Source organism: Kitasatospora terrestris (assembly GCF_039542905.1).
GTDB classification, from domain to species: Bacteria; Actinomycetota; Actinomycetes; order Streptomycetales; family Streptomycetaceae; genus Kitasatospora; species Kitasatospora terrestris.
This window is the reverse complement of sequence record NZ_BAABIS010000001.1, coordinates 2,630,091-2,652,046: the sequence shown is the minus strand read 5'-3', so window position 1 is coordinate 2,652,046 and position 21,956 is coordinate 2,630,091. Positions and strand designations below refer to the sequence as shown.

Below are 21,956 nucleotides of genomic sequence, written 5' to 3'. Positions count from 1 at the left end.
GTTAACGCCGGTTACTCGAGTCGCAGCAGAGCCGCCCGGTGTGACCTTTCACTCGCTGCACCCTGTTGCGCGCACAGTGCCACCAGGGGATCAGTAGCCGACGGTGAAGCGCCGGCCGACGTACTGCGGGCGCTCGATCTCGTCGACGAGCGCCACCGCGTAGTCCTCGGTCGAGATGCGGCTGTTGCCGTCGGCGTCCAGCAGGAGGTCCTCCAGGCCGACGCGGTAGGCGCCGGTGCGCTCGCCGGGCTCGATCAGGGCGGCCGGGCTGAGGTTGGTCCAGCGGACGTCGTCGACGGTGCGGTAGTGGTCGAGGGCGTCGCCGTGCGCGTGCATGATCTGCAGCAGGAACTCGGGGAGCCCCTCGGCGTCCCAGACCTGCTTGCCGTCGGGGGTGCGCAGCGAGCCGGCGCCGCCGACCGCGATCAGTCGCGGCGCGTCCGCGCCCAGCGTCCGCAGCCCGTCGACCAGCGCCTCGGCGGACGGCCGGACGGTCGCCACGTGGCCGGGGCCGTCGCCGCCGCCGACCGCGCTGACCACCACGTCGCTGCCCTTGGCCTGCTCGGCGACCGAGGCGGGGTCCAGGACGTCGCCGGCGGCGACGGTCAGGCCCGGGTGGGTGAGGTCGAGCTTGGCGGGGTCGCGGAGCACCGCGGTGACCCGGTGCCCGCGCTCCAGGGCTTCGCGCAGCACGCGGCTGCCGATCGTGCCGGTGGCTCCGTACAGGGTGATGGTGGCCATCTCGATCCGCTCCTCGGGTCGTTTTCCGTCGATGTCACCGACCGTACGGAGATCTGCCGACGTGAACGAGGTGTGCAGCCGACCCCTCATGGTGAAAAACGGACAACCGGCGATCGCTGCAACGTTCTGTTGAAACTCCACTTGACGCCCTCTCGGGGTCCGCCGTAGCGTTCTTTTCGCATACCAAAACTATTCTTCCGCATTGTGGAAGTAGTTGACGACCGCAGGAGTGACCGATGCCCCGTATGACAGCCGCCCGCGCCGCCGTTGAGATCCTCAAGCGTGAAGGCGTCGACGTCGCGTTCGGCGTGCCGGGCGCCGCGATCAACCCCTTCTACAAGGCCCTGAAGGAGGGCGGCGGGATCGGCCACACCCTCGCCCGGCACGTCGAGGGCGCCTCGCACATGGCCGAGGGCTACACCCGCGCCAAGGCCGGCAACATCGGTGTCTGCATCGGCACCTCGGGCCCGGCCGGCACCGACATGATCACCGGCCTGTACTCGGCGATCGCCGACTCGATCCCGATCCTGTGCATCACCGGCCAGGCGCCGGTCTCCAAGCTGCACAAGGAGGACTTCCAGGCGGTCGACATCGCGTCCATCGCCAAGCCGGTCACCAAGGCGGCCACCACCGTCCTGGAGGCGGCCCAGGTCCCCGGCGTCTTCCAGCAGGCCTTCCACCTGATGCGCTCCGGCCGTCCGGGCCCGGTCCTGATCGACCTGCCGATCGACGTCCAGCTGACCGAGATCGAGTTCGACCCGGAGACCTACGAGCCGCTGCCGGTCTACAAGCCGGCCGCGACCCGCGCCCAGGTCGAGAAGGCGCTGTCGTTCCTGCTGGCCTCCGAGCGCCCGCTGATCGTGGCCGGCGGCGGCATCATCAACGCGGACGCCACCGACCTGCTGGTCGAGTTCGCCGAGCTGACCGGCGTCCCGGTCATCTCCACCCTGATGGGCTGGGGCACCATCCCGGACGACCACGAGCTGGCGGCCGGCATGGTCGGCGTCCAGACCTCGCACCGCTACGGCAACGCGACCTTCCTGGAGTCGGACTTCGTCCTCGGCATCGGCAACCGCTGGGCCAACCGCCACACCGGCTACAACCTGGACGCGTACCGCGGCGACCGGAAGTTCGTCCACGTCGACATCGAGCCGACCCAGATCGGCAAGATCTTCGCCCCGGACTACGGCATCGCCTCGGACGCCAAGGCCGCGCTGGAGCTGTTCATCGAGGTCGCCGAGGAGCTGAAGGCGGCCGGCACCCTGCCGGACTTCACCGCGTGGGCCGCCTCCGCGCAGGAGCGCAAGGCCACCCTGCAGCGTCGCACCAACTTCGACAACGTCCCGATCAAGCCGCAGCGCGTCTACGAGGAGATGAACCGCGCGTTCGGCCCGGAGACCCGCTACGTCACCACGATCGGCCTGTCGCAGATCGCCGCCGCGCAGTTCCTGCACGTCTACAAGCCGCGCCACTGGGTCAACTGCGGCCAGGCCGGCCCGCTCGGCTGGACCATCCCGGCCGCGATCGGCGCCGCCACCGCGGACCCCGGGACCCCGGTCGTCGCGCTCTCGGGCGACTACGACTTCCAGTTCATGATCGAGGAGCTGGCGGTCGCCGCCCAGCACCGGATCCCCTACGTCCACGTCCTGGTCAACAACGCCTACCTGGGCCTGATCCGCCAGGCGCAGATCGGCCTGGACATCAACTTCCAGGTCAACCTGGAGTTCGAGAACGTCAACGCCCCGGAGCTCGGCGTCTACGGCGTCGACCACGTCAAGGTCGCCGAGGGCCTGGGCGTCAAGGCGATCCGGGTCACCGACCCGAACGAGCTGGGTGCCGCGTTCGAGGAGGCCAAGAAGCTGGCCGCCGAGTACCGCGTCCCGGTCGTCGTCGAGGCGATCCTGGAGCGGGTCACCAACATCTCGATGAGCCGGACCGTCGACATGAGCGACGTCACCGAGTTCGAGGAGCTGGCCACCGAGCCCGGCCACGCCCCGACCGCGATCAAGGCCCTGCAGGCCTGATCCCCGCACCGCGCGCCCACCCGCACCGCACGACCGCCCGCCCCGGAAGCGCTCCGGGGCGGGCGGTCGCGTCTCAGGACGGGTTGGACGCGTGGGTGAGCGTCTCCCAGGCGGTGAACAGGTTGTCGGTGCCCGCCGGGCGCCGCTGCTCGGTCAGCGTCTGGGTGTTGGTCATGCCGTAGCCCAGCCGGTTGTGCAGCGCGTTGAAACCGACCTCGGTCACCGGGCCGAGCCCGAGCTTCAGGCTGCCCCCGCACAGCCAGGACGGGACGGCCTCGCCCAGCTGGTACTTGGACTGGAAGCCCAGCGCGTGCCGCAGCCGGTCGGCGACCTCCGGGTAGAGGTCCTGCCCCTGGATCCGGGAGGTCTCGGCGACGTGCGAGATCGCCGCGAGCCCGTAGCCGGTGTGGGTGAAGTCCCGGCAGGTCTCCTGGGTGAGGCCGTCCACGAAGGTGGACTGGCCCTGCCAGTAGCCGACGATCTCGGCCCGGGTGTCCAGCCCGCTGCCGGGCACGGTCTTCGGCAGCGCGCCGTCGGAGGCCAGGTAGACGTAGGCCGGCACCCGGTTGCGGAACCGGGCCACCGCCTTGTCGTAGACCGTGCGGTCGTCCAGGAAGACCGCGATGCCGATGGTCGCCTCGGTCATGCTCAGCTCCCAGTTGCCGTTGGAGTTCGAGCCGTTGACCACCTCCGGCAGGTACACGTTCCGCAGCATCGAGCCGAACCGGGACACCTTGTCGGAGGCCCAGCCGCCCCAGGTGTAGCGGACGATCTCCGCCGCCCGCGGCCAGGTCGAGGCCGACCAGGCGGTCTGCAGCGGGGCGTTGGAGTTGGTGTGGTCGGTGATCGTGCCCGACCAGGCGTCCATGATCTCGGCGGCCTTGGCGGCGTACCGGGTGTCACGGGTGATGTACCACTCCAGCGCCAGGGTGTACGCGGCGAGCGCGTCCTCGCGCTCGTCGGTGCAGCCGTAGTTGGGGTTGGAGTACGAGCCGCACTCGACCACCGCGCGGGGCTTGGCGGTGCGGGTCAGCGAGGCGTACTTGGAGGCGTGCATCTGGTCGTACGCGGCCTTCCAGGGCTGCGCCCCGGCCTGCACCTTGCCGCGGACGAAGTCGAGTTGGGCCCGGCTGACCAGCACGCCGGGGTGGCTGAAGACGGTCGGCGCGGCCTCGGCCGCGGGGGCCGCCGACAGCAGCGGGCCGAGCATGGCGAGGAGGCCTGCCACAACGGGCAGGCGCCAGTGGGGGTTTGGCATGGCCGCGCAGTCAACCAGGATCGCCGACAGACCGTCAAGAGGACTGGCAGGAAACCCAACAGTTCCCGATCGGTCTGTGCCGGGCCATTGACCAACCCCTTTTTACAGGAGTTGAATCAAGCCGCCCCCACACCATGAAAGGCAGGAAGCGGCATGCCTCCACCCACCCGCCGCACCGCGGCCGGACTGCTCTGCGGCGCGCTCGCCGCCACCGGACTGCTCACCGCGGCCCCCACCGCGCAGGCGGCCGGCGAGAGCGTCCAGGTCTGGCTCACCACCACCGACGACGCCGGCGGCCGGCACGTCACCCGAGGCCTCCAGCCGCAGGCCGGCCTCGCCTTCGGCGCCGGCGCGGGCAGCGGCGGCCAGGCGGTCACCGTCGACGAGGGCACCCGCTACCAGCAGTTCACCGGCGGCGGCGCCTCGTTCACCGACACCGCCGCCTGGCTGATGAACTCCAGCGGGGCGCTCTCCGCCGCCACCCGCGACGACACCATGCGCAAGCTGTTCTCGCCCACCGACGGCATCGGCCTGTCCTTCGTCCGCAACCCGATGGGCGCCTCCGACCTGGCCCGCTACGGCTACACCTACGACGACCAGCCGGCCGGCGCCGCCGACCCGGCGCTGAACGGCTTCACCGTCGCCCACGACCTGGCCGACGTGCTGCCGCTGACCAGGCAGGCCCGCCAACTCAACCCGGCGCTCACCGTGATGGCCTCGCCGTGGACCGCCCCCGCCTGGATGAAGGACAGCGGCAACCTCAACGGCGGCTGGCTGAAGGCCGAGTACTACGGCGCCTACGCCCAGTACTTCGTCAAGTACCTGCAGGCGTACCAGGCGCAGGGCGTCCCGGTGAACTACGTCACCGTGCAGAACGAGCCCACCTGCTGCGGCGGTTACCCCTCGATGAGCTGGAACGGCTCGGGCCTGGCGTACTTCTCCAAGAACAACCTGCTGCCCGCCCTGGCCGGCGCCGGCCTGTCCACCAAGCTGCTGGCCCTGGACTGGAACTGGGACCAGTACGCGGGCTACGCCGCCCCGGTGATGGACGACGCGGCGATCCGCACCCACCCCAACTTCGGCGGCATGGCCTGGCACGGCTACGGCGGCGACGTCACCCAGCAGACCGCCGTGCACAACCAGTACCCGAGCGTGGACGCCTTCGACACCGAGCACTCCGGCGGCACCTGGATCGCCGACCAGCAGCGCGAGGACATGCGCAACATCATCGACTACACCCGCAACTGGGGTAGGTCGGTGACCAAGTGGAGCCTGGCGGTCGACCAGAACATGGGCCCGCACTACGGCGGCTGCGGCACCTGCACCGGCCTGGTCACGGTGCACAACGGCGACGCGCGCAGCGGCCAGGTGGACTACACGGTGGAGTACTACACCATGGGCCACCTCACCAAGTTCGTGAAGCCCGGCGCGTACCGGATCGCCTCCACCGCCAACTCGGCCGTGCCCAACGTGGCCTGGCAGAACCCGGACGGCTCCAAGGCGCTGATCGCGTACAACGACAGCGGCAGCGGCCAGACCCTGCGGGTGGTCTGGGGCGGCCAGAACTTCTCCTACGCGCTGCCCGCGCACACCTCGGCCACCTTCACCTGGGGCGGCACCCAGGGCGGCGGAGGCTCGCACACCGGGCAGGTGACCGGGCTGGGCGGCAAGTGCCTGGACGTGGCGGCGGCCGGCACCGCCAACGGCACGGCCGTGCAGATCTACGACTGCAACGGCACCGCGGCGCAGAGCTGGACGCTCGGCACCGACGGCACCGTGCGGGCGCTCGGCAAGTGCCTGGACGTGTCCGGCGGTTCGACCGCGGACGGGGCCAAGACGCAGCTGTGGGACTGCAACGGCACCGGCGCCCAGCAGTGGACGTACTCCGCGGGCAGCCACGACCTGGTCAACCCGCAGGCCGGCAAGTGCCTGGACGTCACCGGCAACACCTCCGCCAACGGCACCCAAACGCAGATCTGGACCTGCACCGGCGGGGCGAACCAGAAGTGGACCGCCCCGACCGGCTGAGCCCGGATCAGCCGAACTGCCAGAAGGTGCCGTGGCCGGCGGCGATCGAGGCGGTGAGAACCACCAGGTCGGCGACCCCGAGGCCGAGCCCGAGCAGGGCCCGGCCCCGGCGCGTGGTGCCGCGCAGCAGCGCCAGGCCGGCCAGCACCAGCGCGAGCGGGCCGAGCACCAGGTTGAAGACCAGCAGGCCGAGCAGGCCCAGGACGAAGGACGCGACGGCCAGCTGGTCGGCGTCGCCGACACCGCGGCGTGCGGAGGTGTTCACGGCAGGACTCCTTGGGGGGAGATCGCTCGGGTCGGGGGTCAGGAGCGCCGGGACAGGCGCTCGCGGGCACCGAACGCCAGCAGCCAGCCGGCGACCAGGACGGTCAGCGCGAGCAGCGCGGGCATCGGGAGGTGGACGGCCGCGCCGGCGAGGGCGGCCATGAGGAGCAGGACGACGAGGAACACTGTCGGGTCCTTTCGGATAACAACTGTTCGCTGAAAGTACTGTAGCGGCGCTGGCCAAAGTCGGCAAACAGTTGTTTACTGAATGGCGTGAATCACACCCCCGGCGTCCGCCAGGCGCAGAAGCAGCAGAGCCGCCGCGCCCTGCTGGACGCGGGCCTCGGCCTGCTGGAGCGGCAGAACCTCAGCGGCCTCGGCGTCCGCGAGGTCACCCGCGCCGCAGGCATGTCCCCGGCCGGCTTCTACCGGCACTTCCCCGACCTCTCCGAGCTGGGCGTGGTGCTCGTCCGGGAGTCGCTGGCCAACCTGCACGAGATGATCAAGGCGGTGTTCGCCGCGTACGGCGAGCCCGAGCGCCTGATCGACCGGGCGGTCGAGGTGATCGCCGCCCACGTCGCCGAGCACCGCGCCTACATCCGCTTCCTGGCCCGCGAGCGGCACGGCGGCGTCCGGGAGGTCCGCGAGGCGATCGCCACCGAGTTCCGGCGCTTCGCCGAGGAGGTGGCCGAGGCGCTCGCCCTCCAGCCCGCCGTCAAGGGCTGGCCCGCCGAGGACCTGCGGATGCTCGCCGAGCTGTACGTCGACCGGATGGTCTCCACCGCGGCCGAACTCGTCGAGGCCGACCCCGCCGACCAGGAGCGGATCGAACGGACCGTCCGGATGCAGCTGCGGCTGATCAGCCTCGGCAGCCGCCACTGGCCCGATAGCTGACGGGCCCGCGCGCTCCGGGTGCGGCAGGCTTCCCGAAGGAATGAATCAGTGCTTCAATCCTTGACATGGCCTACCGCCGCACCCCCGCCGTCCAGGCCCGACTGGACGCCCAGCGCGAGACCGTCCTGAAGGCGGCCGTGGCGCTGCTCGCCGAGGACGGCTACGCGGGCTGCTCGATGGCGGCTGTCGCCCGGCGGGCCGGGATCGCCACCGGCACGATGTACCAGCACTTCGCCGGCAAGGCGGAGCTGTCGGTGGAGCTCTTCCGCACCGTGGTGCGCCGCGAGGTCGAGGCCGTGACCGAGGCGGCCGCCCGGGCGGACGACCCGCACCGGCGGATCGCCGCCGTCGTCGAGACCTTCGCCGCCCGCGCCCTGAAGGCGCCGCGGCTGGCGTACGCCCTGCTCGCCGAACCCGCCGACCCGGTCGTCGAGGCCGAGCGGCTGGTCTTCCGCCGGGCGTTCCGCGACCTGTTCGCGGTGCAGGTCGCCGCCGCCGTCGCGGCCGGGACCATCCCCCCGCAGCACCCCGAACTGACCGCCGCCGCCGTGGTCGGCGCGGTCGGCGAGGCGCTGGTCGGCCCGCTCGCCGAAGGCGGCGGCCACCCCGGGGACCTCGTCCCCGCCCTGGTCGATTTCACCCTGCGCGCCCTGGGAGGGCACTGATGGCAGCCACGCACGAGGTCACCAACCAGGTGCCCGACCCGTTCGGCCACGACGTCGCCGAGGACCCCACCCTGCTCGCCGCCCTGCACCGGGCCGGCGCCGGCTGGGCCGAGGGCGAACTGCACGACCTCGGCCGCCTCGCCGGCTCCGAACAGGCCTGGGACTGGGGCCGGCTGGCCAACGAGCACCCGCCCGTCCTGCGCACCCACGACCGCTACGGCCACCGGATCGACGAGGTCGAGTTCCACCCGTACTGGCACGCGCTGATGGAGACCGCCGTCGGCCACGGCCTGCACGCCGCCCCCTGGCAGGACGGCCGGCCCGGCGCGCACACCGCCCGGGCGGCCAAGTTCTACGTCTGGGGCCAGGTCGAGGCCGGGCACACCTGCCCGGTCTCGATGACCTACGCCGCCGTGCCGGCCCTGCGCACCACCCCCGAACTCGCCTCCTGGCTGGAGCCGTTGCTCGCCTCGAAGGAGTACGACTTCGGCCTGCGCGAGCCGCGCACCAAGCGCGGCCTGATCGCCGGCATGTCGATGACCGAGAAGCAGGGCGGCTCCGACGTCCGCGCCAACACCACCGCCGCCGTCCCCGACCCCGACGGCAGCTACCGGCTCACCGGCCACAAGTGGTTCACCTCGGCGCCGATGTCGGACGTCTTCCTCACCCTCGCCCAGGCGCCCGGCGGCCTCAGCTGCTTCCTGCTGCCCCGCGTCCTCCCGGACGGCAGCCGCAACCGGATCCTGATCCAGCGGCTCAAGGACAAGCTCGGCAACAAGTCCAACGCCTCCTCCGAGATCGAGTACGACGGCGCCACCGGCTGGCTGGTCGGCGAGGAGGGCCGGGGCGTGCGCACCATCATCGAGATGGTCAACATGACCCGCCTCGACTGCACGATCGGCGCCGCCTCCGGCATGCGCTACGGCACCTTCCGTGCGCTCCAGCACACCACCCACCGGCGGGCGTTCGGCGCCGCCCTGGTCGACCAGCCGCTGATGCGCAACGTCCTCGCCGACCTGGTCGTCGAGTCCGAGGCCGCCACCGCCGTCGCCATGCGGCTCGCCGAGACCACCGACCAGGCCCTCGGCGGCGACGAGAACGCTGCGCTGGTCCGCCGACTGGGCCTCGCCGTCGCCAAGTACTGGGTCTGCAAGCGCGGGCCGGTGCACGCCGCCGAAGCCCTGGAATGCCTCGGCGGCAACGGCTACGCCGAGGAGTCCGGCATGCCCCGGCTCTACCGGGAGGCCCCGCTGGTCTCCATCTGGGAGGGCTCCGGCAATGTCGCCGCACTCGACGCGCTGCGCGCCATGGCCCGCCAACCCGCGGTGGTCGAAGCCCTGTTGGGCGAGATCCAGCTCGCCGCCGGGGTCGACCGACGGCTGGACGCGTACCTCGGCGGCCTGCAGAAGCAGCTCGGCGACCCGAGCGAGACCGAGTACCGCACGCGGCGCCTGGTCGAGCAGCTCGCGCTCGCCCTGCAGGGCTCGCTGCTGATCCGGTACGGCGACCCCGCCGTCGCCGACGCGTTCTGCGCCTCCCGGCTCGGCGGCGACCACGGCGGCGCGTTCGGCACCCTGCCGACCGGGGTGGACACCGCGGCGATCCTCGCCCGGGTGCAGGTGTGAGTGCCGCCGAGGCCCGGGAAGTCCGGGCCTTCTGGCAGGGGTTGGGCCTGCCCGGACTGGTCGACGTGCACACCCACTTCATGCCCGACCGGGTGATGGACAAGGTCTGGGCGTACTTCGACTCCGCCGGGCCGCTCACCGGCCGGCCCTGGCCGATCACCTACCGCGACGCGGAACAGCAACGCGTCGACCGGCTTCGGGAGTTCGGCGTCCGCGCCTTCACCTCGATGCTCTACCCGCACAAGCCCGGCATGGCCGCCTGGCTGAACGCCTGGTCCGCCGACTTCGCCGCCCGCACCCCCGACTGCCTGCACACCGCGACCCTCTACCCCGAGCCGGACGCCGTCCGGTACGTGGGCGAGGCGGTCGAGCGCGGCGCGCAGGTGTTCAAGGCGCACGTCCAGGTCGGCGCGTACGACCCCACCGACCCGCTGCTGGACGGAGTCTGGGGGCTGCTCGCCGAGACCGGCACCCCCGTGGTCACCCACTGCGGGTCCGGCCCCGCACCCGGCAAGCACACCGGGCCCGGACCGATCGCCGCAGTCCTCGCCCGCCACCCCCGGCTGCGCCTGGTCGTCGCCCACCTCGGCCTCCCCGAGTACGGCGACTTCCTCGACCTCGCCGAGCGGTACGAGGGCGTGCACCTGGACACCACGATGGTCTTCACCCCGTTCACCGAACTGACCGCGCCCTTCCCGGTGGAGGAGCGGCCCCGGCTGCGGGCCCTGGGCGACCGGGTGCTGTTCGGCTCCGACTACCCCAACATCCCGTACCCGTACGTCGACGCCCTGCGCGCCCTGACCACCCTGGACCTGGGGGACGACTGGCTGCGAGCCGTCTGCCACGGCAACGCGGCGCAGCTCTTTGCGCACGTCAGCTGACCTCTCGCAGGAGCGCCAGCAGATCCTGGTGCAGCGACGGCGCGGCGGCGACGAAGGAGGAGGAGCTCGCCGTCCAGGGGGCTCCCGCGGCATCGGTGACCAGGGCTCCCGCCTCGCGGGCGACGAGGGCGCCGGGCAGCAGGTTGCCCGCGTCGCTGCCGTACTCCCAGAACAGGCTCAGGTGACCCGACCCCACCTGGGCCACCTGCACCGCCGTCGGCCCGAGGTTGCGGACGGCGAGCACCCACGGCAGCACCGCGCCCAGCGACTCGCCGGCCCGCCGGACGGCCACCGGGTCCTGTCCGACCAGCGGGGGCTGCGCGGTCGCCGCCACCGCCGCCGCGAGCTCCCGCCGCTGCGGCCGGACGCCGCGCCCGTTCAGCCGTGCCCCGCCGCCGGGTTCCGCGGTGTAGGTCGCGTCCAGGTACGGCGCGTGCACCACCGCGAGCACCGGCTCGCCGTCCCGGACGAGCGTCGCGGTGACCGCCCAGTGCGGCAGCCCGTGCAGGTACTGGACCGCCCCGTCGGTGGCGTCGCACACCCACCACTCGCCGTCGGCCGGCACCCGCGCCGCCAGCTCGTCCTCCAGCCAGCGCGCGCCCGGCCGCAGCGCCGTCAGCCGTCCCCGCAGCAGCGCCGACGCGGGCCCGTCCAGCGCGTCGAACACTTCGGCCGCCTCGGCGAGCGTCACCGCCCGCGCGGGCTCGTCCCGATGCCGTGCGACCAGCTGCGCCGCGACCTCCCGGACCGCGTCGACCGTCCCCGCCAGCAGCTCCATGTGCCCTCCCGTGTCCGTGGTGACGGACAACAGCTACCGTGAGGCCCGGCGCACAGCGCCGTCCAACCGCCGGATCCTGCGGAAAGAGGACATCCATGCCCCCGGAACCGGGTGATCCCGCCACCGTCCTGGACCCGCTCGACCGCCGGATCGTCACCGCGCTGCAGGTCGACGGCCGCGCCGAGGCGTCCCGGATCGCCGAGGTGCTCGGGGTCTCGGCCCGCACCGTCCACCGCCGGCTGTCCCGCCTGTCCGCCGAGCGGCTCGTCCGGGTCGTGCTGATGCCGGACGTGCGGGACGCGGCGGTCGGCGCCCTGCTGCTGCGGGTGCGCGTGCTCAGCGGGCGGGTCGACGGCATCGCGCAGGCCCTCGCCGCCCGCTCGGACGTCCCGTTCGTCGACGTGATGCTCGGCGGGCACGAGGTCGGCGCGGTGGTGCTGGCCGGCGCCGGCCACCGCGACCGGCTGCTGTACGGGCAGCTGCCGGCCGCCGACGCCGTTGTCGAGACGGCCGTCCACGCGGTGCTGCACCCCTTCGCGGACGCCGCCGCCTGGCGGGCCGGCCACCTCACCGCGCAGGAGGTCGCCGCGCTGGCCCCGCCGCCGCCGCGCACCGACCCGCCGTCCACCGACGCGTTGGACGGCCGGCTGCTGGAGCTGCTGGCCCTCGACGCCCGGCAGTCGGCGGCCGCGCTGGCGGCGGTGCTCGACGAGCCGGAGTCGACGGTCCGCCGCCGGCTGCACCGACTCGGCGACGGCGGCCTGCTGCGCACCCACGCCACCGTGGACCCGCGCCACCTGGGCATGGCGGTGGACGCCAACCTGTGGCTCGACGTCCCGCCCGGCCGGCTGGCCGAGGTCGGCGCCGCGCTCGCCGCCCGGCCGCAGGTGCACGGGGTGCTGGCGACCAGCGGCCCGACCAACCTGATGGCCGCGGTGTTCTGCGAGGACCACGCCGCGCTCTACCGCTTCACCACCGAGGTGCTCGGCCCGCTGGGGATCAACCGGGCGGAGACGGCGATCGTCGCGAGGGCGGTGAAACGCGCCGGTGTGTCACTCGGGCGCGGCAGACTGGGAGCATGTGCCGATCCATCAAGACGCTCCGTCCGCCGATGACCCCCGAGGCGACCGCCGAGGACGTCCACGCGGCCGCGCTGCAGTACGTCCGCAAGATCTCCGGGTTCCGCGCCCCGGCGGCGCACAACCGGGAGGCGTTCGAGCACGCGGTGGCGGCGGTCGCCGCGGCGACCGCCGAGCTGCTCGCCGGGATCGAGGTGCGCGGGGTGACTACGCCCCGGTCGTCGACCCCGGCCGGATGACCATCAGGACGGTGACCACGGCCCACAGCAGGTTGAACACGCCGGCGGTCATCGGCAGCAGCCGCAGCCCGCGCTCGGCCCGCTCGCGCTCCGCGGCGGCCGCCGCGGGCTCGGCGTCCAGCGCGTCCACCGTCGCCTGCTGACCGGGCAGCACGAAGAACAGCAGCAGGCCGGCGGCCAGCGCGGTCAGCACGATAGACACGGTCAGCCACGGGTCGCCGAGCACGTCCATCACCTGCGCGGTGACCACCCCGAGGATCGGCACCGCGATGCCGAGCAGGGCGTAGACCTGGGTGATCCGGTGCAGCAGCCGCACCGACGCGGCGGCGGTGGCCCGTTCCGGCCCCTCGACCAGCGCGGCCTTCGCCCGCCGGGGGTACATCGAGACCGCCACCGCGACCGGGCCGATGAACAGCACCGCGGCCAGGACGTGCAGACTCAGCAGGAGCTTGGCCATGGGTGACGGGTTTCCTCACGCGTGTACGGGGGCGGACGGGGCACGCTAACACCCCCTTACTGCGCCCCCGACGTCCGGGTCAGCCCAGGTCGGTGAGCGGAACGGCCGCCGTCCCGAGCCGGACCGGCGCGGTCGAGGCGGCGCCGACCAGCACGCCCCGGCGGCGGTCCGTCCAGTCGAGCAGGTGCAGGTCGCCGAACCGGTGCGAGAGGGGCCCGTCCTCCGCGGGGAGCAGCGGCAGCGCCGACAGGTCGACCTGCGCCAGGGTGTCCAGGTCGACCCGGCCGATCTTGATCAGTGCCTCCTTGCGCACCCACAGCCGCAGGAACGCCGCGGCCGGGTCCGGGTGCCGCCGCACCAGCTCCGCCTCGGCGGGGGCCAGCACCCGCTGCTCCACCCCCGCGGTGGTGGCCGCCGGGCGCTCGACGTCCACCCCGACCGGGACCGGCCCCGCCGCGGCCGCCACCATGCCCGCCGAGTGGGACAGGCTCAGGTGCACCCCGGGCCGGTCGGTGAGCAGCGGCCGCCCGTGCCCGCGCTGCCCGCACCCCGGGCAGAGCTGCCCGAACGCGACCTCGGCCGGCTCGATGCCGAGCAGCCGTGCCGCGCACAGCCGTACCAGCAGGTGGGCGGCGACGAAGTCGGTCCGGTCCCGCTCCCGGCGGAACAGCGCCGCCCGGTCGCGCTCCACCCGGTCCAGCAGCCGCTCGTCCGCCTCGGGCAGGGCGAGCACCTCCTCGCTCGCGGCGACCACCGCCAGCGGCGGGCCACCGGCGGCCGCCTCGGATCCGTGCCCCATTCCCGCCGCCCCCTCATGATCGGTACCCGATCCAGGGTAGTGCGCCCCCGGCGCCGCCGCGGTCCGCCACGGCGGAGCGGTGCGCCGTGGCGGGGGCCCGCGCGGTGGTCAACTCGGGTCCGTGGAAGCCGTCCTGGCAAGTCCGGTCGCCGTGCTCGGCACCCTCGTCGGCCCGTTCGGCACCCACCTCTTCCAGCACCGCACCGCCTGCAGCGAATTCGCGTCGGCCGCGCCGGAGTCGAAGCGCGGTCCGATCGCCGCACGGTTCCGCCGCTGCCGGCGGGGCGTCAGGTGACGGCGCCCCGGCGGGTGAAGCGCTCCTCGCGCCACTCGCCGCTCTCCAGCACCTCGGCGAGGTGCCGGGCCGCGTCGAAGACGTCGGTGTGCGAGAGGTAGAGCGGGGTGAAGCCGAACCGGACCAGGTCGGGTGCCCGGAAGTCGCCGATCACGCCGCGCTCGATCAGCGCCTGCACCACGGCGTAGCCGTCCTCGTGCCGCAGCGCGACCTGGCTGCCGCGCAGGTCGGTCTCCCGCGGGGTGACCACGTCGAGGCCGAGCGGTTCGACCAGGTCCATGAACAGCGAGGTCAGCGACAGGCTCTTGGCCCGGACCTCGGCCGGGTCGACCTTCTCCCAGACGTCCAGCGAGGCGTCGAGGGCGGCCATGCCGAGCAGCGGGGGAGTGCCGGTGAGGAAGCGGCCGATGTCCGCGACCGGCTCGTAGCCCGGCTCGAAGGCGAACGGCCGGGCGTGGCCGAACCAGCCGCTGAGCGGCTGCCGGGCGTCGGCGTGGTGGCGCTCGGCGGCGTACAGGAAGGCGGGCGCGCCGGGGCCGCCGTTGAGGTACTTGTAGCCGCAGCCGACGGCGAAGTCCACGTCGCACGCGTCGAAGGCGAGCGGCACGGCGCCGGCGGTGTGGCAGACGTCCCAGATCATCAGCGCGCCGGCGGCGTGGACGCGGGCGGTGACGGCGGCCATGTCGAGCAGTTCGCCGGTGCGGTAGTCGACGTGCGAGAGCACCACGGCGGCGGTGTCCGGGCCGAGCCGGTCGTCCAGCTCGGCGGCGGAGCCCAGCAGTTCGGCGCGGGCGCCGTCGAAGAGCGAGGTGACGCCCTCGGTGATGTACAGGTCGGTCGGGAAGGCCGCCCGCTCGGCGAGCACCGCGGACCGCCCGGGCCGCAGCCGCAGGGCCGCGCCGAGCACCTTGAACAGGTTGACCGAGGTCGAGTCGCAGACCACCACCTGGCCGGGCGCGGCGCCCAGCAGCGGGGAGAGCCGGTCGCCGAGGCGGCGCGGCAGCTCGTACCAGCCGGCGTCGTTCCAGCTGCGGATCAGGCCGTTGCCCCACTCCTCCTCGATCATCCGGGCGACCCGGGCGGGGGTGCGGCGGGGCAGCGCGCCGAGCGAGTTGCCGTCGAGGTAGAGCACGCCGGCGGGCAGGGTGAACTCCTCGCGCAGCGCGGCCAGCGGGTCGGCGGCGTCGAGGGCGGCGCACTCCTCGCGGGTGCGCGCGGCGCGGGATCGGGGGGCCTGGGTTCCGGGGGCCTGGGTCACAGCTCGTTCCTCACTGCCCACAGCTCGGGGAAGACGTCCTGGTCGGCGGCGTGCTTCAGCCAGGTCAGGCCGCTGGAGCCGCCGGTGCCGGGCTTGGCGCCCATGGTGCGCTTGACCGAGGCGTAGTGCCGCTGGCGCCAGCGTGTCACCCGGTCCGCGGTGTCCAGCAGCGCCTCGCCGAGGCGGACCAGCTCGACGTGGGCCGGGTCGGTGTAGACCGTGCGCCAGGCCGCCTCCACCGCCGGGTCGGCGGCGTGCCGGGCGGCGACCGGCTCGTGCGGGGCGGGCACGCCGCGGCGGTCCAGCAGCGCCAGCGCGTCGTCGTAGAGGCTCGGCCCGCGCAGCGCGGCGGCCAGCGCCTGCTGCTCGGCGGGGGAGTCCTCGTACATCCGCAGCATCCGGTCGCTCTTGTTGCCGAGCAGGAACTCCAGCCGCAGGAACGCCGAGGACTGGAAACCGGAGGCCTCGCCCAGCACCGGGCGGAAGGCGTTGAACTCGGCCGGGGTCATGGTGGCCAGCAGGTCCCAGGAGGAGACCAGCACGTCCTGGGTGTGCGCGCCGCGCTTGAGCGCCGCCAGCGCCCCGGCCAGGTCGTCCTCGCGCAGCGCCTGCTGGGCGGTGGTCCACTCGTGCCACAGCAGGTCGAAGAGCAGCTCCATCACCTGCGTGGTGATGATGAACGACAGCTCCGCGGGCTCCTTGGAGCGGGGCTGCTGCAGGCTGTGCAGCACGTCGAGGTGGACGTAGCGGGCGTAGGGGGTGCCGACGCCAGGCTCCTCGTCCGGGCCGAAGCTGAGATTCGGCCGCTGCGCGTCCCCGGTCATGTGTTCCTCCCGCTGCTCCGCCTGCCTCCTCGCAGGGCGCGCACCATTGTGCGGTGCGAAACCCTGCTCTTGAATGGGTGACGAACACTGATCCGGCCTGTCGACTTTCCGAACGAACGGTCTGTGGCCGGATCCGGAATGCGAACGCAAAGGACGCCCCATGGACGCCGTCGACCGGCTGCTGCTCGCCGAACTGCAGGCCGACGCCCGCCTCTCCTTCAACGAACTCTCCCGCCGGGTCAACCTCTCCGCACCCGCGGTCGCCGAGCGGGTCCGCCGACTGGAGGCGGACGGCGTGCTCACCGGCTACCACGCGCACGTCGACCCGGCCCGGGCCGGGCTCGCGGTGATGGCCCTGGTGACCATGGAGTGCTACGGGCCGCTGTGCATCCTGCGCGCCCCCGAGGTGGAGGCCTGGCCGGAGGTCCTGCAGCTGCACCGGGTGACTGGCGGCGCCTGCTGCGTGCTGCTGGTCGGCGTCGCCTCGATGACCGCCTTCGAGCAGCTGATCGACCGGCTCGCGGCACACGGCCGGCCCAGCAGCTCGATGCTGCTCTCCAGCCCCGTCCCCTGGCGGGCGGTCACCGTGCCGCACCCGGACCGGTGACCGCGCCCGGCTCAGTGGTGGGTCTCGGCGAAGTGCACGCCGACGCTCTCCAGCCCGGTCAGGAACAGCTCCACCCCGACCGCCGCGAGCAGCAGCCCCAGCAGCCGGGAGAGCACCTCCAGCGAGGTCCGGTCGGAGCGCTGCAGCAGCGGCGAGAGCAGCAGCACGCAGACGCAGTCGATCGCGATCACCGCCAGGTACATCACCGCGACGGTGGAGTGCCAGCTCCAGGTGTCCTCGTCCAGCGACTCGACCAGTACCGCGGTGACCGCCAGCGGGCTGGCGACGTACGGCAGCAGCAGCTCGCGGATGCCGTCCGCGAGCGGGTTGGGCAGCCGGGTGTCGTCCGATCCGCCGCCCAGGTGGATGCCGAGCACCAGCGCCACCGCGTAGATGAAGAAGATCACCCCGCCCGCGAGCTGCAGCGACTGGTCGCTGATGTGGAAGAACTCGGTGAGGAAGTCCGCCGCGTAGGCCATGGTGAGGCCGACCGCCGCCGCGATGGCCGAGGAGACCAGGGTCAGCCGGCGCATCTCGCGGGGGGTGCGCTGCCGACTCAGGTGGGCGAAGGCGAGCAGCACCTTCGGCGGACCGACGACGGCGAAGAACGTGATGAAGACGGTACTGAGAGTGAGGTCGGGCATGCCCTCATCGTCGCCGGTCAGCGCAGTTTCACGGTGACGCCGCCCTGGCGCAGCACGTCGAGGATCGCGTCGAAGTAGCTGCGGTCGCCGCTCTCCCCGCCGGACACCCGGCGGGTCAGCACCCGGGCGGACGCCATCGACTCGTGCCACACCAGGGTGAACGGCGGCTCCGGGCCGAAGCCGCCGCGCAGGCAGTCCGCGAGGGCGTCCAGGTTCTTGCCGTAGTAGCCGTCCGGGGCGTCCAGGACCCGGCCGAGCTGGGTGTAGAACGAGGGCTCGTCGGTGACCAGCTCCCCGCGCAGGTGGTACTCGGGGAACGGGAGCGGGGCGGGCGTGGTCGACATGGCGCTCCTGGTGACGCGGGTGCGGGGTCGCCCGGATGGCGTCCCCGGGTCGAACGGATCCGGTTGGTGGGCTGGGATGGGGGCGTACCGTCCGCCCGGACCCAGGGGCTCACCATGACCAGTCTGCACCGCAAGGATCTCGGCCTGCTGGCCCTGCGCACCGTCGTGGGGGGTGTCCTGTTCGCGCACGGCGCGCAGAAGCTGTTCGGCTGGTTCGGCGGCGGGGGGCCGGAGGGCACCGCCCAGGCGATGGAGCACATGGGCTTCACGCCCGGCGAGCGCAACGCGCTCGCCGCGGGCCTCGGCGAGGCGGGCGGCGGGGCGCTGCTCGCCGTCGGCCTGGCCACCCCCGCGGCCGGCGCGATGGTCGCCGGGACGATGGCGGGCGCCACCTCGGTGCACGCCCCGGCCGGCTTCTTCGCGCAGGGCGGCGGCTTCGAGTACCCGGCGCTGCTCGGCGCCTGCGGGCTGGCCCTCGGCATCGCGGGTGCCGGCCGGTACTCGCTCGACCACGCGCTCGGCCACGTGCTCGACCGGCCGTGGATCGGGGTGCTCGCCTTCACCGCGAGCGCGCTGGGGGCGGTGACGGTGGTGACGAAGCGCCAGGACGAGGTGCGCCGCCGGGAGGCCCGGGCCGCGGACGAGGCGGCGCAGGAGTCGGGCGCCGGCCTCGCGTAGGACCCGTGGACCGTTGATCACGATGGAAGGTTGCTGATGATGCGTCGGATGGTTGTGGCAGTGGGGCTCGGCGCGGTGTCCGTGCTGGCGGTCAGCGGGTGCTCGTCGGACGGGAACGCGTCGCCGGCGGTGTCCTCGGCGGCGTCGGTGGTGGCCTCGGCCGCGCAGTCCGCCGCGCAGTCGGTGGCGAGCGGGGCGGCGTCGGCGGCCGCGTCGGCCGCTTCGGCGGCGGGTTCGGCGGTGGGGTCGGCCGCCGCTTCGGCGCAGGCGGCCGCCTCGTCGGCGCTGGCGAGCGTGAAGGGCGGGCTGGACGCGAAGGGGGACGTCGCGCTGGGGTCGGTGAGCATCGGATCGGACGGAAAGGCCGAAGTGCAGCTGAATGTGACGAACCATGAGTCGGAGGCCAACCAGTACACGGTTCAGGTCAACTTCACCGACGCGTCCGGGAACGTCCTGGACGCCGTGGTGGTGAACGTCCCGGAGGTCGCGGCCGGGGCGACGGCGCAGGCCACGGCCAAGAGCAACCGTTCGCTGACCGGCACGGTGCAGGCGCAGGTCGCCTCCGCGCTGCGGTACTGACCTGACAGGGGAACCTTAAGGGCGGCTCAAGCGCCGCGGCAGGCTCTTGACGGCCAGGTTGGTCTAGTCCATTTTAATCCCCAGGTGCAGGGAGCCCCTGGGCCGGCGTCGGTGGTCCAGACCTCCGGCGCCGGTTCGGCGCATCCCCGATCCTGTGTTTGCGCAGGCCAACGCTTCGATTCCCCTGTCATGACCCTGGCTGCCCGGCCCCACCCCGAGCGGTCGTCCGGGGTGTGGCAGGCCCCCACGACCAGGAGTCACGCAGCCATGCTTCGTCGTTCCGTTCCCCAGGAGCCGCGCACGCGGCGCCGCTCGAAGGGGCTGTCCGCGCTCGCCGCGGGCACTGCCGCCTCCCTGCTGCTCGGTGGCGCGCTCGCGCTGACCGGCGGTGCCACCGCCCAGGCCGCGGCCACCAACACCACCGGCGCCCCGGCGACCAGCGGCGGCATCAAGGTCGCCTACTTCGACCAGTGGTCGATCTACGCGAACGCCTACTACCTGAAGACCGTTCAGGACACCGGCGCCGCCTCCAAGCTCGACTACCTCATCTACGACTTCGCCAACATCAGCCCGACCAACCTCACCTGTATGGAGGCCAACAAGGCCGCCTCGCAGAACGAGGACGACCCCAACGCGGGTGACGGCGCCGGCGACTCCTTCGCCGACTACGGCAAGTCCTTCGGCGCGGACATCTCGGTGGACGGCGTCGCCGACACCTGGAACCAGCCGCTGGCCGGCAACTTCAACCAGATCAAGAAGCTGAAGGCGAAGAACCCGAACCTCAAGGTCCTCCTCTCCATCGGCGGTTGGACCTACTCGAAGTACTTCTCCGACGTCTCCGCCTCGGACGCGGCGCGCAAGAAGTTCGTCTCCTCCTGCGTCGACATGTTCATCAAGGGCAACCTGCCCGTCGACGGCGGCTACGGCGGCCCGGGCTCCGCGGCCGGCGTCTTCGACGGCTTCGACATCGACTGGGAGTACCCGGGCGGCGGCGGCCACACCGGCAACCACGCCGCACCGGCCGACAAGCAGAACTTCACGCTGCTGCTCGCCGAGCTGCGCGCCCAGCTGGACGCCCAGGGCAAGACCGACGGCAAGACCTACGGCCTCGCGGCCGCGGTTGGCGCGGGTCAGGACAAGATCAAGAACGTCGAGACCGACAAGATCGGCCAGTACCTGACGTTCCTGGACATCATGACCTACGACATGCACGGCGGTTGGGAGGCCAAGGGCCCGACGAACCACCAGGCCCCGATCTACACCAACCCGAACGACCCGATGACCCCGGTCCCGGGCGGCAACGGCAAGTACTCGGTGGACAGCGCCATCAAGGCGTACACCGTGGGTGACCCGCAGTACGGCATCCCCGGCGGCTTCCCGGCGAAGAAGATCAACATCGGCGTCCCGTTCTACTACCGCGGTTGGACCGGCGTGACCGCCGGCAACAGCCACGGCCTGTTCCAGGCCGCGACCGGCCCGGCCACCGGCGCCGCCAACTCCGGCAACGTCAACGGCATCCGGATGTACAAGGAGCTCAACGGCTTCGTCGACAACCCGAACTACACCTACTGGGACGACGCCGCCAAGGCCGCCTACTTCTACGACGGCACCACCTTCTGGAGCGGCGAGAACGCCCAGTCGATCCAGGCCAAGCTGGACTACGCGCACTGCAACGGCCTCGGTGGCTCGTTCGCCTTCTCGATGTACGACCTGGGCACCCAGACCGCCCTGTTCGACAAGATGGTGACCGCGACCAACGGCTCCGCCGCGTCCTGCCCGGCCCCGTCCCCGTCCGCCTCGGCGTCGGCCTCCTCCTCGGCCTCGCCGTCGCAGTCGGCCAGCCCGTCGGCCTCCGCCTCGGCGTCCGCCTCGCAGTCGGCCTCGCCGTCCGCGTCCGCCTCGACCGGTACCTGCTCGGGCGCCCCGAGCTGGAACGCCGCCACCGTCTACGCGACCCCCACCAAGGTCTCGTGGAAGGGCCACTACTACACCAACAAGTGGTGGACCACGAACGAGGACCCCTCGCTCAGCGGCCAGTGGGGCGTCTGGGCCGACAACGGCGCCTGCTGATCCGGTAGTCCACCGGTAGTACGCCGAAGGGGCGCGGGGACCGCAGCGGTCCCCGCGCCCCCGCGCGCTCGGGTCAGGACGGGTCGATGATCCGGCCGTCCTTCAGTTCCACCACGTCGTCCGCGAGTTCCATCAGCTGCGGGTCGTGGGTGGCGACCAGGGCGGTGACGCCCTCGCTGCGGACCACGGCGCGCAGCAGCTCCATCACCGAACGGCCGGTCTCGGAGTCGAGCTGCCCGGTCGGCTCGTCCGCGATGATCAGGGCCGGCTCGTTGGCGAGCGCCCGGGCGATCGCGACCCGCTGCTGCTGTCCGCCGGAGAGCTCGCCGGGACGCTGGTCCGCGTGGCCGGCGAGGCCGACCAGCGCGAGCAGCGTGCGCACCCGCTCCTCGCGCTCGGCGGGGGCCACCCTGCGCAGCCGCATCGGGACGCCGACGTTCTCCGCCGCGGTCAGGATCGGCAGCAGGCCGAAGGACTGGAAGACGAAACCGATCCTGTCCCGCCGCAGGGCGAGCCGGCCGTCCTCGTCCAGGGCCGAGAGGTCGGTGCCGTCGATCTCGATCCGGCCGGAGGTCGGGCTGTCCAGGCCGCCGACCAGGTTGAGCAGGGTGGTCTTGCCGGAGCCGGAGCGGCCGCGCAGCGCGGTGAGCTGCCCGCGGTGGGCCCGGAACGAGACCCCGCGCAGCGCGTGGACCGTCCGCTCGCCGCTGCCGAAGCTGCGCCGGACGTCCTCCACCACGACCATCGGAGTGGATCCGGTGCGCTGCCCCGCGCTCTGCTCCGCGCTCTGTGCTGCGCTCTGCCCTGCCATGGCGCCCCCTGACGGCTCGACTGACTGCTCACATATGTTCACCAGTCACATGATTCGCGCAAGACCCTTCCTTATCGCGACCGGATCTGACAGCATCGTCCGCTATCCGGTCAC

The 21,956-nt window shown here is 72.7% G+C and carries 26 protein-coding genes; 13 read left to right on the top strand and 13 right to left on the bottom strand.

What is annotated here, in order from left to right; translation table 11 throughout:
• Positions 1 to 90: 90 nt before the first annotated feature.
• The gene (locus tag ABEB06_RS12245) at positions 91 to 741 is read right to left on the bottom strand and encodes an NAD(P)-dependent oxidoreductase (RefSeq protein WP_345696880.1); all 651 of its coding nucleotides are present in this window, start codon (positions 739 to 741) and stop codon (positions 91 to 93) included.
• Positions 742 to 977: 236 nt separating this feature from the next.
• Here ABEB06_RS12245 and gcl point away from each other — a divergent pair, with 236 nt between their 5' ends.
• On the top strand, positions 978 to 2,765 hold the full coding sequence (gene gcl, locus ABEB06_RS12240; protein WP_345696879.1) for a glyoxylate carboligase: 1,788 nt from the start codon (positions 978 to 980) through the stop codon (positions 2,763 to 2,765).
• 73 nt (positions 2,766 to 2,838) lie between these two features.
• Here the strand turns inward: gcl and ABEB06_RS12235 are convergent, their stop codons facing one another.
• Positions 2,839 to 3,975 (bottom strand): alginate lyase family protein, encoded by a 1,137-nt coding sequence (locus ABEB06_RS12235; protein WP_345701821.1) that lies wholly within the window; start codon positions 3,973 to 3,975, stop codon positions 2,839 to 2,841.
• A 201-nt stretch (positions 3,976 to 4,176) separates the two neighbouring features.
• Between ABEB06_RS12235 and ABEB06_RS12230 the strand changes: the two genes are divergently transcribed.
• Positions 4,177 to 6,051, top strand: a complete 1,875-nt coding sequence (locus tag ABEB06_RS12230; protein ID WP_345696878.1) for an RICIN domain-containing protein — start codon at positions 4,177 to 4,179, stop codon at positions 6,049 to 6,051.
• 7 nt (positions 6,052 to 6,058) lie between these two features.
• Here ABEB06_RS12230 and ABEB06_RS12225 read toward each other — a convergent pair whose 3' ends face one another.
• Positions 6,059 to 6,316: a DUF4190 domain-containing protein gene (locus tag ABEB06_RS12225; RefSeq protein ID WP_345696877.1), complete on the bottom strand. Its 258-nt coding sequence runs from the start codon at positions 6,314 to 6,316 to the stop codon at positions 6,059 to 6,061.
• Between the two features lie 38 nt (positions 6,317 to 6,354).
• Positions 6,355 to 6,501, bottom strand: coding sequence for a hypothetical protein (locus ABEB06_RS12220; protein WP_345696876.1), 147 nt, complete (start codon positions 6,499 to 6,501; stop codon positions 6,355 to 6,357).
• Positions 6,502 to 6,588: 87 nt separating this feature from the next.
• Here ABEB06_RS12220 and ABEB06_RS12215 point away from each other — a divergent pair, with 87 nt between their 5' ends.
• The 4 genes from ABEB06_RS12215 to ABEB06_RS12200 all read left to right on the top strand — a co-directional run bounded on the left by ABEB06_RS12215 (position 6,589) and on the right by ABEB06_RS12200 (position 10,380).
• The gene (locus ABEB06_RS12215; protein WP_345696875.1) at positions 6,589 to 7,209 is read left to right on the top strand and encodes a TetR family transcriptional regulator; all 621 of its coding nucleotides are present in this window, start codon (positions 6,589 to 6,591) and stop codon (positions 7,207 to 7,209) included.
• A gap of 65 nt (positions 7,210 to 7,274) precedes the next feature.
• Entirely contained in the window at positions 7,275 to 7,874 is a 600-nt protein-coding gene (locus ABEB06_RS12210) for a TetR/AcrR family transcriptional regulator (RefSeq protein ID WP_345696874.1), read from the top strand.
• Positions 7,874 to 9,499: an acyl-CoA dehydrogenase family protein gene (locus tag ABEB06_RS12205; RefSeq protein WP_345696873.1), complete on the top strand. Its 1,626-nt coding sequence runs from the start codon at positions 7,874 to 7,876 to the stop codon at positions 9,497 to 9,499. Before ABEB06_RS12210 ends, ABEB06_RS12205 begins: the two co-directional genes overlap by 1 nt.
• Positions 9,496 to 10,380 carry an amidohydrolase family protein gene (locus tag ABEB06_RS12200; protein WP_345696872.1) on the top strand — a complete coding sequence of 295 codons (885 nt, stop codon included), beginning with the start codon at positions 9,496 to 9,498 and terminating at the stop codon, positions 10,378 to 10,380. Before ABEB06_RS12205 ends, ABEB06_RS12200 begins: the two co-directional genes overlap by 4 nt.
• Here ABEB06_RS12200 and ABEB06_RS12195 read toward each other — a convergent pair.
• Entirely contained in the window at positions 10,373 to 11,158 is a 786-nt protein-coding gene (locus ABEB06_RS12195) for an inositol monophosphatase family protein (RefSeq protein WP_345696871.1), read from the bottom strand. The genes ABEB06_RS12200 and ABEB06_RS12195 overlap by 8 nt on opposite strands.
• 95 nt (positions 11,159 to 11,253) lie before the next feature.
• Here ABEB06_RS12195 and ABEB06_RS12190 point away from each other — a divergent pair, with 95 nt between their 5' ends.
• The gene (locus ABEB06_RS12190; RefSeq protein ID WP_345696870.1) at positions 11,254 to 12,273 is read left to right on the top strand and encodes an Lrp/AsnC family transcriptional regulator; all 1,020 of its coding nucleotides are present in this window, start codon (positions 11,254 to 11,256) and stop codon (positions 12,271 to 12,273) included.
• Positions 12,237 to 12,476: a DUF2277 family protein gene (locus ABEB06_RS12185; RefSeq protein ID WP_345696869.1), complete on the top strand. Its 240-nt coding sequence runs from the start codon at positions 12,237 to 12,239 to the stop codon at positions 12,474 to 12,476. The genes ABEB06_RS12190 and ABEB06_RS12185 overlap by 37 nt, the downstream gene beginning before the upstream one ends.
• Here ABEB06_RS12185 and ABEB06_RS12180 read toward each other — a convergent pair.
• Together ABEB06_RS12180 and ABEB06_RS12175 are read right to left on the bottom strand one after the other, a co-directional pair.
• The gene (locus ABEB06_RS12180) at positions 12,445 to 12,933 is read right to left on the bottom strand and encodes a DUF2269 family protein (protein WP_345696868.1); all 489 of its coding nucleotides are present in this window, start codon (positions 12,931 to 12,933) and stop codon (positions 12,445 to 12,447) included. The two genes, ABEB06_RS12185 and ABEB06_RS12180, sit on opposite strands and share 32 nt — an antisense overlap.
• 79 nt (positions 12,934 to 13,012) lie before the next feature.
• Complete coding sequence (locus ABEB06_RS12175) at positions 13,013 to 13,732, bottom strand: 4'-phosphopantetheinyl transferase family protein (protein WP_345696867.1); 720 nt, start codon at positions 13,730 to 13,732, stop codon at positions 13,013 to 13,015.
• A 121-nt stretch (positions 13,733 to 13,853) separates the two neighbouring features.
• Between ABEB06_RS12175 and ABEB06_RS12170 the strand changes: the two genes are divergently transcribed.
• A complete protein-coding gene (locus ABEB06_RS12170) occupies positions 13,854 to 14,027 on the top strand; it encodes a hypothetical protein (RefSeq protein WP_345696866.1) in 174 nt (57 codons plus the stop codon).
• Here ABEB06_RS12170 and kynU read toward each other — a convergent pair.
• Both kynU and ABEB06_RS12160 read right to left on the bottom strand, forming a co-directional pair.
• On the bottom strand, positions 14,020 to 15,285 hold the full coding sequence (gene kynU / locus ABEB06_RS12165; protein WP_345696865.1) for a kynureninase: 1,266 nt from the start codon (positions 15,283 to 15,285) through the stop codon (positions 14,020 to 14,022). The genes ABEB06_RS12170 and kynU overlap by 8 nt on opposite strands.
• A complete protein-coding gene (locus tag ABEB06_RS12160) occupies positions 15,282 to 16,109 on the bottom strand; it encodes a tryptophan 2,3-dioxygenase (RefSeq protein ID WP_345696864.1) in 828 nt (275 codons plus the stop codon). Before ABEB06_RS12160 ends, kynU begins: the two co-directional genes overlap by 4 nt.
• Before the next feature lie 160 nt (positions 16,110 to 16,269).
• On the opposite strand from ABEB06_RS12160, the gene ABEB06_RS12155 reads away from it, so the two are divergent.
• The gene (locus tag ABEB06_RS12155) at positions 16,270 to 16,716 is read left to right on the top strand and encodes an Lrp/AsnC family transcriptional regulator (protein ID WP_345696863.1); all 447 of its coding nucleotides are present in this window, start codon (positions 16,270 to 16,272) and stop codon (positions 16,714 to 16,716) included.
• Between the two features lie 11 nt (positions 16,717 to 16,727).
• On the opposite strand, the gene ABEB06_RS12150 is transcribed toward ABEB06_RS12155, so the two are convergent.
• Together ABEB06_RS12150 and ABEB06_RS12145 are read right to left on the bottom strand one after the other, a co-directional pair.
• Complete coding sequence (locus ABEB06_RS12150) at positions 16,728 to 17,360, bottom strand: MarC family protein (RefSeq protein WP_345696862.1); 633 nt, start codon at positions 17,358 to 17,360, stop codon at positions 16,728 to 16,730.
• Positions 17,361 to 17,377: 17 nt separating this feature from the next.
• Entirely contained in the window at positions 17,378 to 17,704 is a 327-nt protein-coding gene (locus tag ABEB06_RS12145) for a barstar family protein (protein ID WP_345696861.1), read from the bottom strand.
• Positions 17,705 to 17,818: 114 nt separating this feature from the next.
• Between ABEB06_RS12145 and ABEB06_RS12140 the strand changes: the two genes are divergently transcribed.
• On the top strand, positions 17,819 to 18,382 hold the full coding sequence (locus ABEB06_RS12140) for a DoxX family protein (protein ID WP_345696860.1): 564 nt from the start codon (positions 17,819 to 17,821) through the stop codon (positions 18,380 to 18,382).
• Positions 18,383 to 18,399: 17 nt separating this feature from the next.
• Here ABEB06_RS12140 and ABEB06_RS12135 read toward each other — a convergent pair whose 3' ends face one another.
• Positions 18,400 to 18,729, bottom strand: a complete 330-nt coding sequence (locus tag ABEB06_RS12135) for a hypothetical protein (protein WP_345696859.1) — start codon at positions 18,727 to 18,729, stop codon at positions 18,400 to 18,402.
• 34 nt (positions 18,730 to 18,763) lie between these two features.
• On the opposite strand from ABEB06_RS12135, the gene ABEB06_RS12130 reads away from it, so the two are divergent.
• Both ABEB06_RS12130 and ABEB06_RS12125 read left to right on the top strand, forming a co-directional pair.
• Complete coding sequence (locus ABEB06_RS12130; protein WP_345696858.1) at positions 18,764 to 18,961, top strand: FxLYD domain-containing protein; 198 nt, start codon at positions 18,764 to 18,766, stop codon at positions 18,959 to 18,961.
• 267 nt (positions 18,962 to 19,228) lie between these two features.
• Positions 19,229 to 21,031: a glycosyl hydrolase family 18 protein gene (locus tag ABEB06_RS12125; RefSeq protein ID WP_345696857.1), complete on the top strand. Its 1,803-nt coding sequence runs from the start codon at positions 19,229 to 19,231 to the stop codon at positions 21,029 to 21,031.
• Positions 21,032 to 21,104: 73 nt separating this feature from the next.
• Here ABEB06_RS12125 and ABEB06_RS12120 read toward each other — a convergent pair whose 3' ends face one another.
• A complete protein-coding gene (locus tag ABEB06_RS12120; RefSeq protein WP_425559617.1) occupies positions 21,105 to 21,842 on the bottom strand; it encodes an ABC transporter ATP-binding protein in 738 nt (245 codons plus the stop codon).
• Positions 21,843 to 21,956 lie beyond the last annotated feature (114 nt).